The sequence below is a fragment of the uncultured Bacteroides sp. genome (assembly GCF_902472605.1).
Lineage (GTDB): Bacteria > Bacteroidota > Bacteroidia > Bacteroidales > Bacteroidaceae > Phocaeicola.
On record NZ_CABROP010000007.1, the window covers coordinates 22,851 to 37,650 of the forward strand.

The 14,800-nt window shown below is 42.5% G+C and carries 6 protein-coding genes and 1 pseudogene; 6 read left to right on the plus strand and 1 reads right to left on the minus strand.

The features are described 5' to 3' along the window. Positions 1-53 precede the first annotated feature (53 nt). From RDP42_RS02765 to RDP42_RS02775, 3 genes and pseudogenes are all read left to right on the plus strand, one after another. Positions 54-1,216, plus strand: a pseudogene (locus RDP42_RS02765) (site-specific integrase). A 362-nt stretch (positions 1,217-1,578) separates the two neighbouring features. Further along, entirely contained in the window at positions 1,579-4,539 is a 2,961-nt protein-coding gene (locus RDP42_RS02770) for a SusC/RagA family TonB-linked outer membrane protein (RefSeq protein WP_308762436.1), read from the plus strand. Positions 4,540-4,557: 18 nt separating this feature from the next. After that, on the plus strand, positions 4,558-6,012 hold the full coding sequence (locus tag RDP42_RS02775) for a SusD/RagB family nutrient-binding outer membrane lipoprotein (protein ID WP_308762437.1): 1,455 nt from the start codon (positions 4,558-4,560) through the stop codon (positions 6,010-6,012). A gap of 210 nt (positions 6,013-6,222) precedes the next feature. Here RDP42_RS02775 and RDP42_RS02780 read toward each other — a convergent pair whose 3' ends face one another. Then, positions 6,223-7,128 (minus strand): nucleotidyltransferase, encoded by a 906-nt coding sequence (locus RDP42_RS02780; protein ID WP_204473765.1) that lies wholly within the window; start codon positions 7,126-7,128, stop codon positions 6,223-6,225. Positions 7,129-7,261: 133 nt separating this feature from the next. Here RDP42_RS02780 and RDP42_RS02785 point away from each other — a divergent pair, with 133 nt between their 5' ends. The 3 genes from RDP42_RS02785 to RDP42_RS02795 all read left to right on the plus strand — a co-directional run bounded on the left by RDP42_RS02785 (position 7,262) and on the right by RDP42_RS02795 (position 14,700). Beyond that, entirely contained in the window at positions 7,262-11,881 is a 4,620-nt protein-coding gene (locus RDP42_RS02785) for a translocation/assembly module TamB domain-containing protein (protein ID WP_308762438.1), read from the plus strand. Further along, the gene (locus tag RDP42_RS02790; RefSeq protein WP_374046905.1) at positions 11,862-14,189 is read left to right on the plus strand and encodes a BamA/TamA family outer membrane protein; all 2,328 of its coding nucleotides are present in this window, start codon (positions 11,862-11,864) and stop codon (positions 14,187-14,189) included. The genes RDP42_RS02785 and RDP42_RS02790 overlap by 20 nt, the downstream gene beginning before the upstream one ends. 106 nt (positions 14,190-14,295) lie before the next feature. Next, positions 14,296-14,700 carry a hypothetical protein gene (locus RDP42_RS02795; RefSeq protein ID WP_308762439.1) on the plus strand — a complete coding sequence of 135 codons (405 nt, stop codon included), beginning with the start codon at positions 14,296-14,298 and terminating at the stop codon, positions 14,698-14,700. Positions 14,701-14,800: the final 100 nt, after the last annotated feature.

Below are 14,800 nucleotides of genomic sequence, written 5' to 3' on the forward strand. Positions count from 1 at the left end.
AAACTCCCATCAAATCGCATATTATCTGCATATTCTTTTAAAAATGATATAGTATGGACAAAATCCGTTTTCGTTTAGTGTACAATCGCAAAAAAAGTTAAACAAGTTTGGAAAAGCTCTCATTCAAGTGGAGGTATATCAAAACCGTAAAAAGATTTACATTTCGTCAGGAATATATGTAAATCCACGGCAATGGGATAGTTGTCGAAGTCGAATTATAAGTCACCCACAAGCGGAAGAATTGAATCGCATGTTAGAAGAGTTTATGTTGGAATTACAATGGGAAGAGTTGAAATATTGGAAACGAGGAATTCCTATTAGTCTATCAGTTTTCCGAGATTTACGAGCACAACCTCATGACGAAAAAGTCACGTTTTTTCATTTTGGTAGAAACTGGGTAGAACAATCAGCCCGTAAAGAAACAACTAAAAAGAACTTGATGACTACATTAGATTTGCTGAAAAATTTTCATCCCTATATTGAATTTTCGGATATTACTTATTCATTTCTTCAGGAATTTGAGAATTTCATGAGGCAAAGGATGTATGAAACCAACACCATCGCCAAACACTTGAGACAATTAAGAACATTTATCAACGAAGCCATTAAAAGAGGATATATGATGGCAGAAAATTATCCTTTTAAGAATTACCAAATAAAAACCACTCAAAGCAAACATACTTTTCTGCTACCTGAAGAAATCCGAAAGTTAGAACAACTTGACCTTTCTCTTGTATCCGAGTCGTTGGCTCATAGCCTGAAGGCCTTTTTATTTTGTTGCTATACGGGAGTAAGGTATTCAGATTTTATACATCTTGATGAAAGAAATATTGTAAAAATAAAAGGTAAAAAATGGCTGATGTTTAAAACGGTGAAGACTGATACAGAAGTCAGCATACCATTGTATTTGTTGTTTCAGGGAAAAGCCCTTCTTCTTTTACAGGAACATAAACATGATTTAAATCATTTTTTTCATCTGAAATCAAATTCATCCGTCAACAAAGATTTGAAGAAAATAGGACTGATGGCCAAAATAGACAAGCATTTCTCATTTCATACTGCCCGGCACACCAATGCAACGCTTCTGATATATAATGGTGCACAGATAACTACGGTTCAGAAGCTTTTAGGACATCAAAGTGTGAAAACTACCCAAGGTTACAGTGAAATCTTTTCCGGTACAATCATCAAGGACCTGAAGAAATGCAAATTCTAATTATATAATAAGGTATACACCTATTTTATCAAGGAATAGGTAAACATGAAAAGATAAAGCCTGTAATAGAATAGCTTCTTGTTATATTTTATGTTTCCCGATGCTGAAACGTATGTTTTCCTATAGGGAAACGTACGTTTTCGCACTGAGAAACATACGTTTTCCACATGCGAAACGTAAAATATGAGGAATAGGTTATAAATTAATACTGTTGGATTTTGACTTTATTAGTAAAAAAGAGGTAGAAAACCTATGTAACTCGCACGTCCACATAGGCTCTGGATTGTTTATATGTAATACAGATAAATTATTAATTATTTGTTTATCAGTTATTTGTATGAAATTTTAGTTCAGCGGGAACTTTGGTCATTTCTTTCATCGGAATGCAGTCACAGGAAGTGAAGGTTGCTCCCGTCGTAAAAGTGGCGTTGAAGTCTGATGCTGAACAGCTTGACGAAGTGGTAGTGACTGCAATGGGTATCAAACGAGACCGTAAAGCGTTGGGCTATGCAGCACAGGATTTAAAATCTGATGAATTAAGTAAAAGTGGTACAACTTCTTTGGCTAATGCTATTCAAGGTAAGTTGACTGGAGTTGAAGTCCGCCAGTCTTCTGGTGCACCGGGAGCTTCTTCACAAATTATTATCCGTGGTGCCCGTTCGTTTGATGGAAATAACCAGCCTTTGTATGTGATTGATGGTATGCCGATTAATACTTCTGCCGACTTCGATACCGGAAGTTCTGTAACAGGTGCGAACTATGCCGACCGTAGTATTGATATCAATCCTGAGGATATTGAAACAATCAACGTACTTAAAGGACAGGCTGCTTCTGCCTTGTACGGTATCCGTGCTTCCAACGGTGTGATTGTAATCACAACTAAACGTGGGGCAAAAAACAACTTGAACAAACCGGCTGTCACTATCTCAACAAATTTGAGTGCTCAACGGGTGTCAAGAAAGTTTGAACGCCAGACAGTGTATGCACAGGGAGATAACATCAGTGCATATAATCCTTCTTCTTCCAGCACATGGGGACCTAAAATCAGTGATTTGCCTAATGATCCTGTTTATGGAGGTAATACAAACAATGACTACACTGCGGAATATGGCATGCACGAAGGTCAATATTATAACACCCAGCGTGCCAAAGCGGGACTGGATGGTTGGACTACTCCCCAAATTTATGACAATGTCGGTGATTTTTTGGGTACAGGTTTCACTGAAAATACCAATGTGAACATATCTCAGAGCCTTAATGGAGTGAATTATTCATTTGGCCTGAACAACTCTTATCAGAATGGTATTATCCCATCTACTGGAATGAACCGTTGGGGAGCAAGAGGATTGGTTGACTGGAAAATCAATGATGAATGGAATACTGGTTTTTCTGCAAACTATTCTTCTACAAAGATTACTTCAGCTCCAGGTGCTAACGACGGTATCATGAACGTGGTTTATTCGGCTCCGGCAGAATATGACCTGAAAGGTATTCCTACTCATGTTCCGGGAGATGTTACCAATCAGGTATTGTTCCGTTCCACTTCTTTCGTGAATCCTTACTGGTGGGCAGACAACAATGAATACTTGCAGCATACGAACCGTGTGTTTGGAAATGCTTACCTTGAATACCAACCCAAATTGAACTGGGGAGATGGATTTACATTAAAGTTCCGTGAACAGGCAGGTTTGGATATCTGGACATCCAACTATTCGGATGTAAGAGAAATGGGGTCAACCACTGCTTTGACCGGAGGTGATATTGAAAATTATGGTTCTCAGCACAATGTATTTAATAACCTGTTTACCATCAATTTTGACGGACGTTTCGGAAATGAAGACGAATGGGGACTAAACATTATCTTGGGTAATGAATTTAATGATGAAAACATTCGTACGTGGGACTACTATGCCAGCAATTTTAACTTCCCAGGATTCCCAACCATTGGGAATGCCACCAATCTGGCCAGTGCCAACGAATACACAAGAAGAGAACGTACAGTTGGTTTCTTTGGAAGCGCATCTGTATCATGGAAGGACCAGCTGTATCTGACTGTGACAGGACGTAATGACTATGTATCTACAATGCCTAGAGGTAGTCGTAGCTTCTTCTATCCTTCTGTATCTTTAGGATGGGAATTCACCAAACTGTCTTTCCTTGAAGGTAACAGTGTTATTAACTATGGTAAATTAAGAGGTTCATTTGCACAAGTCGGTCAGGCTGGAAATTATTACAACAATTTCTATTATACCCCGTCTTATGGCGGAGGTTTCTTAGCCTATACTCCGGTGTCTTATCCTCTTCCAAGCGGTGTCTCATCATACGTTCCCTACTATGTGGTCTATGATGAAGACCTCAAGCCACAGAACACCGTAAACTATGAAGCCGGTATCGATTTGCATCTGTTCAACAGCAGAATCAAAATGGAATATACGTATAGCTTACAGAACGTAAAAGACCAGATATTCTCTGTACCGACAGATGGAACAATCGGTTATCAGTATATGATGACCAATGCAGGAAAGATGCGTACACATGCTCATGAATTCTCTATCAATGCAGCTATTTTGCAGAGTAAAGATTATGACTTGAACTTAGGTATCAACTTCACTCGGATTATTAATAAGGTAGTAGAACTGGCTCCGGGTGTAGAATCTATCATGCTGGGTGGTTTTGTGGAACCGCAAATCAGAGCTCAGGCAGGATGTACATATCCGAACATTTATGGCGCTGCATTCAAACGTGACAATGAAGGAAACCTTCTCTTGCTTAACGGTCTGCCACAAGCTACAGGAGACAGTCAGAACTTGGGTAACTGTTCACCTGACTTCACCACAGGTATCACTTTCGGCGGACGTTACAAACGTCTTTCTTTGGAAACCACATGGAGCTGGCAGCAAGGTGGTAAAATGTATCATGGTACAAACATGACATTGAACTATTTCGGTGCAACCAAGGAATCTCTCAATTATCATGAAGGAACGATGGTGGCAGAAGGAATCGATGAAGCTACGGGAGAAAAGAATACAGTTGAGGTCAGCAAGCAAGCCTACTATCAGGCCTATTACAATATTTCTGAATCAGGTATCTATGATACCAGCTTCGTGAAATTGCGTGACGTCACACTGACTTACCAGTTGCCTAAAATGGGTATATTCGATATTTCAGTTTATGGATTTGCCCGTAATATCTTGGTTTGGGCCAACTTGCCTAATTTCGACCCGGAATCATCACAGGGTAACAATAACATGAGTGGATATTTTGAACGTTTCTCTGTGCCTAATACTTCAAGCTTTGGCGGTGGACTTACTATTAAATTTTAATATAAATACGATTCGAACATGAAGAAATATATATTATCCGTTTTGTCTGTTGCATTTCTCGGACTGACATCTTGTACCGAGGATATAATGGACGATATCAACAAAGATAATCAGCATCCTGCTCCCGAAAACGTGTCAGCTGCACTTCAGCTGACAGATGCAATCATGGCCACAGGTTTCAGCACCGTTTCTGGGGATTATGCTTTTTATCTCTCTTCTCTCAATGAGCAAGAAATTGGCGTAGGGAACAATCAGCTGATGAGAGCAGAACTGCGCAATTCCTCTGAATGGGCTGCGTCTACAACCTTTAATAATGTCTGGAATTCCACATACGGAAATCTGATGAATATCCGTCAGATGATTGAAAAGATCAATACCGGAACGCAAGGAAATGCTGGCAAATATGATTTGTTGGGTATGGCACAAGTTCTGGAAGCTCTGAATTTTGGAGTATTGACAGACATGCATGGAGATATTCCTTATAGCGAGGCTTTGCTGGGACAAGAAAATCTCCAGCCTAAACTGGATGCACAAAAGGATGTGTATGCTGGTATATTAAAGACATTGGAAGATGCTATCAGCAATCTTGAAAAAGGAAAAGATTTAAAGTCTGCCGGAAATCAAGACATTGCGTTTAAAAATGACAATGAACAATGGATGGCCACAGCATACGCTTTAAAGGCTCGCTATTTGATTCATCAGCTGGCTGTAACCGAAGATAGAAATGCTTTATTGGCAGAGGTAAAGGCCGCCGCTGGGAAAGCTGTCGAACTGGGTTTCAAAGGATTCATGATTAAAGAATTCAACGGTGTTACTTGTGACAATCCCTGGAGCGCTTATCTATGGAGCAGATATTACATTGCTTCTTCAAAAACCGTTACGGATTTAATGGGTAGTGACGATCCTCGTTTTACTTATTACACTTATGAAACAGGGGAATCATATACTCCTGGAGATGAAACGGCCGCACAAGTTGCCGATGGAAGTCTGGCCTTCCCGGAATGGTATGATTTAGGTACTCAACCTCTTCATCTGTTCAGCGTATCTGAATTATATTTCATCTTGGCTGAAGCTAAATTACGCCTGAATGAAGACGCTACCAGTGAATTCCAAAAAGCTGTAACAGCTTCTATCAGTGAAATATTGGGATGGTGTGGAGATGATAGCGATGCCAGTGCTTACGTAAATTCATTGGGAACGCCGACGCTCAAGACGCTTTTTGAACAGAAGTACATTGCCCAATGTGCGGATGAGCAAGTGGAAACTTACAATGATTTACGCCGTCTGAAAGCAATGGGGGAAAGTTATGTAGTCCTGACCAACCCTTATAACACACAAGGAGGTGTCAATCGTTATCCGGAACGCTTGCCATACGGTAACAGTAGCGTGTTAAGCAATCCTAATATAAGCAGTGCGTATGGAGACGGATATTATATCTACTCTGAGAAAACATGGATAAACGGTGGCAAATAAAAAATAAAATTTAATCCACCACATAAAAATATACCAAAGGCTGTTTCAGTTTTCCTTGAGACGGCCTTTGGTCTTTTTTAGGAGACTTATCAAGACTTCATGCTGCGCATCATCCCCACAGTAATTTCTATTTTCTAAACACAAAAAAAACCGGAACCACAGTTTCCTGCAGTCCCGGCCTGTCTATAATAAATTTCTCAATGAGGATTATCAGAACAATTTAGAAGGATACTCACCTGCATCCACCAAAGCCTGAATCTTGTCAACCACACTCTGACGGTCAGCAGCGTAAGTCACACCGAACCACTTGGAAGTAGTATCCAGTACTTTTACAGTAGCAGTACCTTCATTGATCAGCTTGTTAACCATCAACGGAATGAAGTATTCACATTTCAGATTTCCAATATTCTCTTTCAGGAATTCTACGAAATAGTCTTCAGAATATTTGAAATAATCCGGAGTGAATCCCCACATGTTCATTGAAACAGGAGTATTGTCTTCAATGCCTACCCATTCACCTTTCTCATCTTTATAAGAAACGACTCCGTTTACACGCATGATTTCCGTACGTTCTACTACGGTAGTCAGATGGGCATTCTCATCGGTAGAGCAAATACCGCGAGCTACAGAACCACTTTCTGACAAGGTATTACCTACACGGAAACCTACCATGCAATAGTCGTTCTTTGCTCCTTCAGGCAGTTCTGACAAATATTTACCGATTACGGCAAAACTGTCACGACCATAGAAGTCGTCCGCATTAATAACAGCAAACGGTTCTTTGATCACATCTTTTCCCATCAATACGGCATGGTTTGTTCCCCATGGTTTTGCACGGCCTTCCGGACAAGTAAAACCTTCCGGCAGGTTGTTTAAATCTTGGAATACAACCTCTACAGGGATATGATTTTCGTATTTGCTTACAATCTTTTCACGGAAATCCTTTTCAAAATCACGACGGATTACGAATACCAATTTTCCGAAACCTCCACGAATTGCATCAAAAATTGAATAATCCATGATTGTTTCCCCATTAGGACCCAGTCCGTCAAGTTGCTTCAAGCCACCGTAACGACTTCCCATACCGGCAGCCAATACAAATAATGTTGGTTTCATAAGTAGTATATAAATTTTAGTAACTGCACAAAGGTAAATAAATAATGTGATTTCAACTCACAGTTCATAAACAAAATGTACCATTATTTGGTTCTTTTTCGTATATTCGCAATATCTAACGGCTCAATAGTGTATGAAAAAATATATAAAATGGGGAGGAATTGCTTTAGCAAGTCCATTCATCCTTTTCATTATATTATGCATATTGATTTACATCCCCCCTGTCCAAAACTTTATTGTGGACAAGGCCACCGCATATGCTTCTGAGGCTACGGGAATGCAAATTCATATACAACGCATTTCTCTGTCATTTCCACTAAACTTGGTCGTACATGAAACAACCGTAAAAGACCAGAAAGATACCCTGCTTGACGTAGAAGAACTGACGGTGAAAATCCAGCTGCTACCTCTGTTGAAAAAACAGATAGAAGTGGATGGAGTAGGCCTGAAAAATGCCTCAGTCAACACCGCAAACCTGATTGAGGGAATGTCGCTCAAAGGAAAGCTGGGCAATCTGTTCTTGAAATCGCATGGCGTAGACCTGACTCCCGAAACGGCTGTACTCAATGAACTGACCCTCAAGGATGCAGACCTGAAAATGTGCCTGGCCGATACAACCGCACAAGACACTACCCAAAGTGCTCCCACCTATTGGAAATTCAAACTGGAGAAAATTGACCTTGACAATGTCAGTTTCCAGATGGACATGCCACTCGATACCATGAATTTCGGCATCAGAATCCAAAGCGCATCTTTGCGCAACGGCTTTGTCGACTTACATAAGGAAGCGTATTCTGCCAATACATTCAAATTACTGGACAGCCAGCTGTTTTACAACTCCGGAAACTCGACTCCGCTGGCCAAAGGGATAGATCCATCGCACATTGCTCTCTCGAAAGTAAATCTGCAGCTAGACTCACTTTATTACCAAGGGAACAACATCCGTGCTCTACTGCATCAGTTCGAACTGAAAGAACGCTCCGGGCTGGAAATCACTTCATCGGAAGGAGAATTGCGTGCCGATGAGAAAACCATCAAGATTCCTGATTTCCAAATCAAGACAGCCAACTCGTTCATTGCATTCAACGCCACAGTCGACTGGTCGGTCACGGAACAGAATCAGGACGGGCTACTGCAAGCACGGCTGATGGCTGAAATCGGGAAAGCAGACTTGTTCAAGCTCATCCCCGATATGCCGAAAGAATTTATTCAATCGTTTCCTGCAGCGCCACTGCAAATACGTCTCGACGTGGATGGTAACCTGAACCAGTTGAACTTAAATACTTGCCAGGTAAAAATTCCCGACTATTTCCGTATGGAAGCAGATGGTACTCTCCGGCATGTACTCGACAGTATATCCCGACAGGGGGTCATCAACTTGAATTCTGATTTTTACCGGATGAACTTTCTGCAAAGCTTGACAGGAGATTTCCTTATCCCTTCTGGTACACAACTTCGAGGAAAAGCACAAATGAAAGGAAATGACCTGCAAGCAGCAACCAAACTGAGTCACGATGAAGGATATGCAGAACTGGACGGCAAGTACAATCTTCTGACAGAGGCTTATCAGGCCGATTTAAACATAGAACAGCTCAATCTGCATAGTTTTATGCCGATGGATTCTCTATTCCAGCTCTCGGCACAAGCACATATAAAAGGAAAAGGATATGACTTTTTCTCTCCGCATACACGGTTAAAAGCAGACGCAGCACTTTCGCATCTGCAAATTGGTTCACGTACGCTCTCGGGGGTACAGCTGCAGGCAGGCTTGAAGAATTCACAGGCCAGCATGACAATGAACATAAAAGACAATGCCATGCAAATCTCTTCTCAGCTGGATGCTACCTTGCATCCGTCACGAGTCAAAGCTGATGCACTGATTCAGATTGCCGACCTGGATTTGTATGGAATGGGACTGGTACAAACTCCTTTCAAGACTGCGAGCAACATTGATATTCATCTGAATACCAACCTAAAGAAGAGTCATGGGATACGTATGTCGGTTAAGGATATCCAACTGATTACGGAGAAAAAGACATACAAGACCAAAGATTTGCATCTGGGCTTTACCACCGCACGTGATTCCATCCATAGCTTTGTCAATGCGGGCGATTTGACCTTCCTGTTCCACAGCAAGGGAGGTATTGATGAACTGGGTAACCAGTTCACGAAGCTGACGCAGACACTGGACAAGCAATGGAAAGAAAGACACATTGACCAGACCGTTCTACGCGAATTGCTGCCCAATGCCCAGTTGCGCATTTTTGCCGGAAAAGACAATCCGGTTTCCAACACCCTGGCCATCCGGAGAATCAATTTCGACCGGATGAATGTAAACATTCAGACCTCGCCAGAAAACGGACTGAATGCGGCCATGAATCTCTATGGGTTGAGCACCGACAGCCTTGCGTTTGATACCATCTATTTCAACGCATCACAACAAGCTGAGAAAATATTGCTCAGCAGCGGCATTATCGCCAACGATAAGCCTTTTCAGGAAGCATTCGACATCATGCTCAACGGAGACGTGGAAGCAGATAAACTTAATGCGACCATAGAATACCTGAACGGTAAAAAAGAATGTGGAGTCAATATCGGCATGACCGCCGGATTGCAGAAAAAAGGCATCAGCTTGCATATCAACCCATTTGACCCTACATTAGTATACCGAAAGTTCACGGTAAACCCTGACAACTATATTTACTTGAGGGATGACGGACGTATCATGGCCAACCTTTCTATCCATGATGACATGCGTACAGGCATCAGTCTATACTCCACTCCTGACTCTACTGCCCAACAGGATTTGACGCTTGCATTGAGCCAAATCAACATTGGAGAATTTAAAAGGGTAATCCCTTACATGCCGGACATTTCCGGTGTCATCAATGCCGAAGCGCATTATGTACAAACGAATGGTACTGACATGATTTCACTGGAAAACAGCATCGACCAGCTGGCTTACAACGGTATTGAACTGGGAAACTGGGCTTTGAGTGCGGTTTACCTGCCCAAAGAAAGCGGAGAACAAAGTATCAATGGCTTTATTACTCGAAACAATCAGGAGATTGCCAGCATAGACGGTTCCTATTTCCCGGCGGCCAGTGAGGAGGAGAATGACCGGATTAATGCAGACATGTCCCTACACCATTTTCCGCTGGAAATTGCCAATTCTTTCATTCCCGACCAAATGGCCATTTTAAGCGGTGACGTAGACGGAAACATGAAAGTCTCGGGTAGCAATGCCAGTCCTCTCATGAACGGACAAATCAACCTGGACAGTGTGAATATCTATGTTCCACAGGCTTCCTTGAACTTGCGGTTTGACGACAGGCCAGTGGAGGTGAAAGACAGCAAGCTGACCTTCAACCGATTTAAAATTTTCACCAAAGGAAAAACTCCATTTACCATTGATGGAAGTGTAGATATGGCAGACCTCAGCCAAATGAAAATGGACTTGAAAATGGATGCCAACAACTTTGAATTGCTGAATGCCAAACAGACCAAACGCTCGCTGGTATTCGGAAAGCTATATGTAGACTTCCACTCTACACTTAAAGGCACTCCTGACAACATGACCATACGTGGGAATATGAATATTTTAGGTAACAGTGACTTTACATACATCTTGCAGGATTCTCCGCTGACCGTGGAGGACAAACTGGGAGAAACGGTTACCTTCATGAATTTCAGTGATACGACTACTGTGGACCGAAGAATATTACCGGCCCTGACACTGGGAGGCATCGATATGCTGATGACCTTGCATATCGATGAAGCCGTACAATGTCGTGTCAACCTGGATGAAAAAGGCAGCAACTACATGTATTTTGAAGGTGGAGGCGACCTCTCCTTCCAATATACACCGGCAGGAAATATCATTTTAAGCGGAAAATATTCACTGCTGAGTGGAGAAATGAAATACCAGTTGCCGATTATCCAGTTGAAGACCTTCCACATACAAAGTGGAAGTTACATACAATGGAGTGGAAATGCCATGAATCCGCAACTGAACATCAAGGCTACCGAAAGAGTACGCTCGTCTGTGGCACAGGAAGGACAGGCTTCACGTATGGTCAATTTCGATGTAGGAGTAAATATTACGAACACTTTGGAAGATTTAGGCTTTACCTTTATTATAGATGCACCGGAAGACGGAAGTATGCAGAATGAACTGGCTTCCATGTCGGCCGAAGACAAAAACAAAGTAGCAGTAACCATGTTGGTAACCGGCATGTACCTGACAGAAGGAGGTACATTGGGCGGTGGAGGAGGAAGCAGCGTGATGAACTCGTTCCTGCAAGACCAGATTTCAAAGGTAGCCGGAAGTGCCCTCAAGACCATCGATGTGAACTTCGGTATAGAAACCAACAACGGAGAACAAACCGGACAATCGAGCACGGATTATAACTTCCAGTTCGCCAAACGGTTCTGGAACAACCGTATCCGGGTTGTCATCGGCGGAAAAGTTTCAACCGGAAACAACGTGCAGCAAGATGAGTCCTTCATCGACAATATTTCATTAGAGTATCGTTTGGATAACAGTGGAACACGATATGTAAAGCTTTTCCACGACAAGAATTATGAAAGTATCCTCGATGGAGAAGTAACTGAAACAGGCGTAGGTATCGTATTGCGCAAGAAAGTAAGCAAAGTAGGTGAATTGTTTATTTTCAGGAAAAAAGAAAAAGCACCCGTCGAAGCTGTAAAAAAAGAGGAAGATGAAAATGAAGATGAAAATAAAGATAAATAGCCGTTTCCTGACAGGACTTCTGCTGCTTGTAGTGATGGTTGCATGCTCTACCACCAAACATCTGCCGGAAGATGAGTTGCTCTACATCGGAACTCCTTCTCCAAAGATTGAAGGATACAATCCGGAAGATGAAGGCGAAGCAACCCTGGAAGAAGTGCAAGGAGCCTTGAACGTGGCACCGAACAATTCATTTTTCGGTAGCCCGAACCTTCGTATCCCCTTCCCTCTCGGATTATGGGTATATAACCGTTTTGAACGTTACGAAAAAGGTATCGGAAAATGGATTTTCAAGAAACTGGCTGCCGACCCGATCTATGTGTCAACCGTCAACCCGGAAACCCGTACCAAGGTAGCCAGCAACCTGCTGCGTGAAAACGGTTTCTTTCAAGGAAACGTAACAGTAAAAGTCGATACGGCCAAAAATCCCAAGAAAGCCAAACTGCTGTACACTATTTACACAGGACAACGCTACAAGCTGGATTCCATAAGCTACGTGGGATTCTCCGGTAAAGCGGACACGCTGATTCAAAAATCCTATGAGGAACGTCTGCTCAAAAGGGAAGATGAGTTTTCCGTCAGCAAACTGGACGAAGAAAGAAACCGGCTGGTAGAACTGTTCCGTAACAACGGATATTACTATTATCGTTCCGACTTTATTACATTCTTGGCCGACACACTGATTCGCCCGGGATATGTCAACTTAAAAATCGTACAGAAGCAAAATATACCGGAAGACGGATTGCGTACATACTATATCGGGAATACAAAAATCAATTTGATTGGATACAATGGAGAACAGCCGGAAGATTCCCTGAATTTTCATAACTTTACCATTAATTATGCCGGGAAAAGACCAGGCATACGGTATGGAGTGCTTCGCCGACGTTTCCTCTACCGTAGTGGAGAAACGTACTCACAAGTCCGACAAAACTACACACAACAGGCTTTGTCAAGACTGGGGGTATTCAAATTCAATGACTTCAAATATACGCCCCGCCCGGGAACAGATACACTGGACATTGACGTCAATGCGATGTTCGACCTGCCTTACGACAGCGAACTGGAATTGAACGTTACCACCAAAAGTACCAAACAGACAGGCCCTGGAGCCAAATTCAATCTTTCCAAAAAGAATTTCAAGCGAATGGGAGCCTCGTTGAACCTGGAATTGTCAGGATCTTACGAATGGCAAACCAGCTCTACGGTAGACGGTGAAAGTTCCGTGATGAACTCATACGAATTAGGAGCGGCACTGTCACTGAATTTTCCCCGACTGATTCTTCCGTGGATACGAAACCGGGTAGACCCATTCCGCTTCCCGTCGGAAACTAATTTCAAGATTTATGCCGAACAATTGAACCGTGCCCGCTATTTCAAGATGTTATCATTCGGAGGAACCGTGTCCTACAGTTTCCAACCCAAACGTAGCATCAAGCATACGGTCACACCGCTGCATCTGGCCTTCAACACCCTGCAAAACCGAACAGCCCGCTTTGACTCTATTGCCAATGCCAACCCGATGCTGTTCCATAGTTTGGACGACCAGTTCATTCCTTCGCTGACTTACACCGTAACCTACGACAACAGTTACCGGAAAAAGAAAAACCAAGTATGGTGGGAGAACTCACTGACCTCGGCCGGTAACGTAACTTCCATGATTTATGCCGCCTTCGGACAAAAGTTCAGCACCAAAGAAAAGAAACTGTTGGGAACTCCGTTCGCACAGTTCCTGAAATACTCTTCCGAAGTTCGCTTCCTGCACAACATCAGCGAAAAGCAGCAACTGGCTGCCCGACTCATGGGAGGAGTCATCTGGGCATACGGTAACAAGACCATCGCCCCCTATAGCGAACAATTCTATGTTGGAGGTGCCAACAGTATCCGTGCCTTTACCGTCCGTTCCATCGGACCGGGAAGATTCCATCCGGTCAACAACGCCAATTATTCTTACGTGGATGAAACCGGTGACATCAAACTGGAAGCCAATTTGGAATACCGTTTTCGTATCCTGTCGAATTTCATGGGAGGCAATCTGAACGGGGCGACTTTCCTGGATGCCGGCAACGTATGGTTGATGCGGAAAGACGAAGCTCGTCCGGGAGCAGAATTCAGTTTGGATAACTTCTTCGACAGCATCGCGCTCGGTACCGGAGTCGGTTTGCGCTATGACCTGTCTTTCCTGATTCTGCGTCTGGACTTCGGAATCGCCTTACACGTACCTTATGAAACTGGCAAAAGTGGATATTACAATATCCCCCGGTTCAAGGATGGAATGGGAATTCATTTCGCCATTGGTTATCCGTTCTAAGGTTCAGCTATCACTTCAACAAGAAAATTTAATGCAAATACAGATTCATGGTTCAAAATAATTGCCTACCTTTGCACCGTTTTTGAAGGTATTAAGGTTTTTCGGAATGAATAAGTGGAAGATTTTTGCTTTCTTATCAATTATCACTCTTATGACATTATTCATAGGAGGTAATCTTTATGCCCTTAATCCAAATTCTTTACAAGAAACAAGCTCCGTAGGAAAGCAGGCTACAAGCTACCTTCATTCACAATCTGAAGACACTACTTCAAGGACGGTAAGCCTACTGATTTCCAATGGGAAAGCACACATTCCACATAAATTCCTGTGCGTACAGGCACAGAAGGAGTTTGACGGAAAATTTTTCCTGACAGCCTGCGGAAGCAGAGAAAGTCTTACCCACACTCCCCCCCTCTACTTGTGCACTTCCTACCAAAAACATTCTAAACACCCTTATACTCATTTAAATAGAATCTACTATTTATATACCCTCGAAAAAATCCTGATTTAATACTATCTAAGATTCTCTACTGTGCCGGATACCCCATTACAAACGGAGGTTTGACGTATCGGGACAGTTATTCTAATTATGTATCATCAAAAATTCTTAG

Coding starts and splice junctions, on each gene's coding strand:
- RDP42_RS02785 (WP_308762438.1), top strand. CDS start 7,262: ATGAAAAAATATATAAAATGGGGAGGAATTGCTTTAGCAAGTCCATTC.
- RDP42_RS02795 (WP_308762439.1), top strand. CDS start 14,296: ATGAATAAGTGGAAGATTTTTGCTTTCTTATCAATTATCACTCTTATG.
- RDP42_RS02790 (WP_374046905.1), top strand. CDS start 11,862: ATGAAAATAAAGATAAATAGCCGTTTCCTGACAGGACTTCTGCTGCTT.
- RDP42_RS02775 (WP_308762437.1), top strand. CDS start 4,558: ATGAAGAAATATATATTATCCGTTTTGTCTGTTGCATTTCTCGGACTG.
- RDP42_RS02780 (WP_204473765.1), bottom strand. CDS start 7,128: ATGAAACCAACATTATTTGTATTGGCTGCCGGTATGGGAAGTCGTTAC.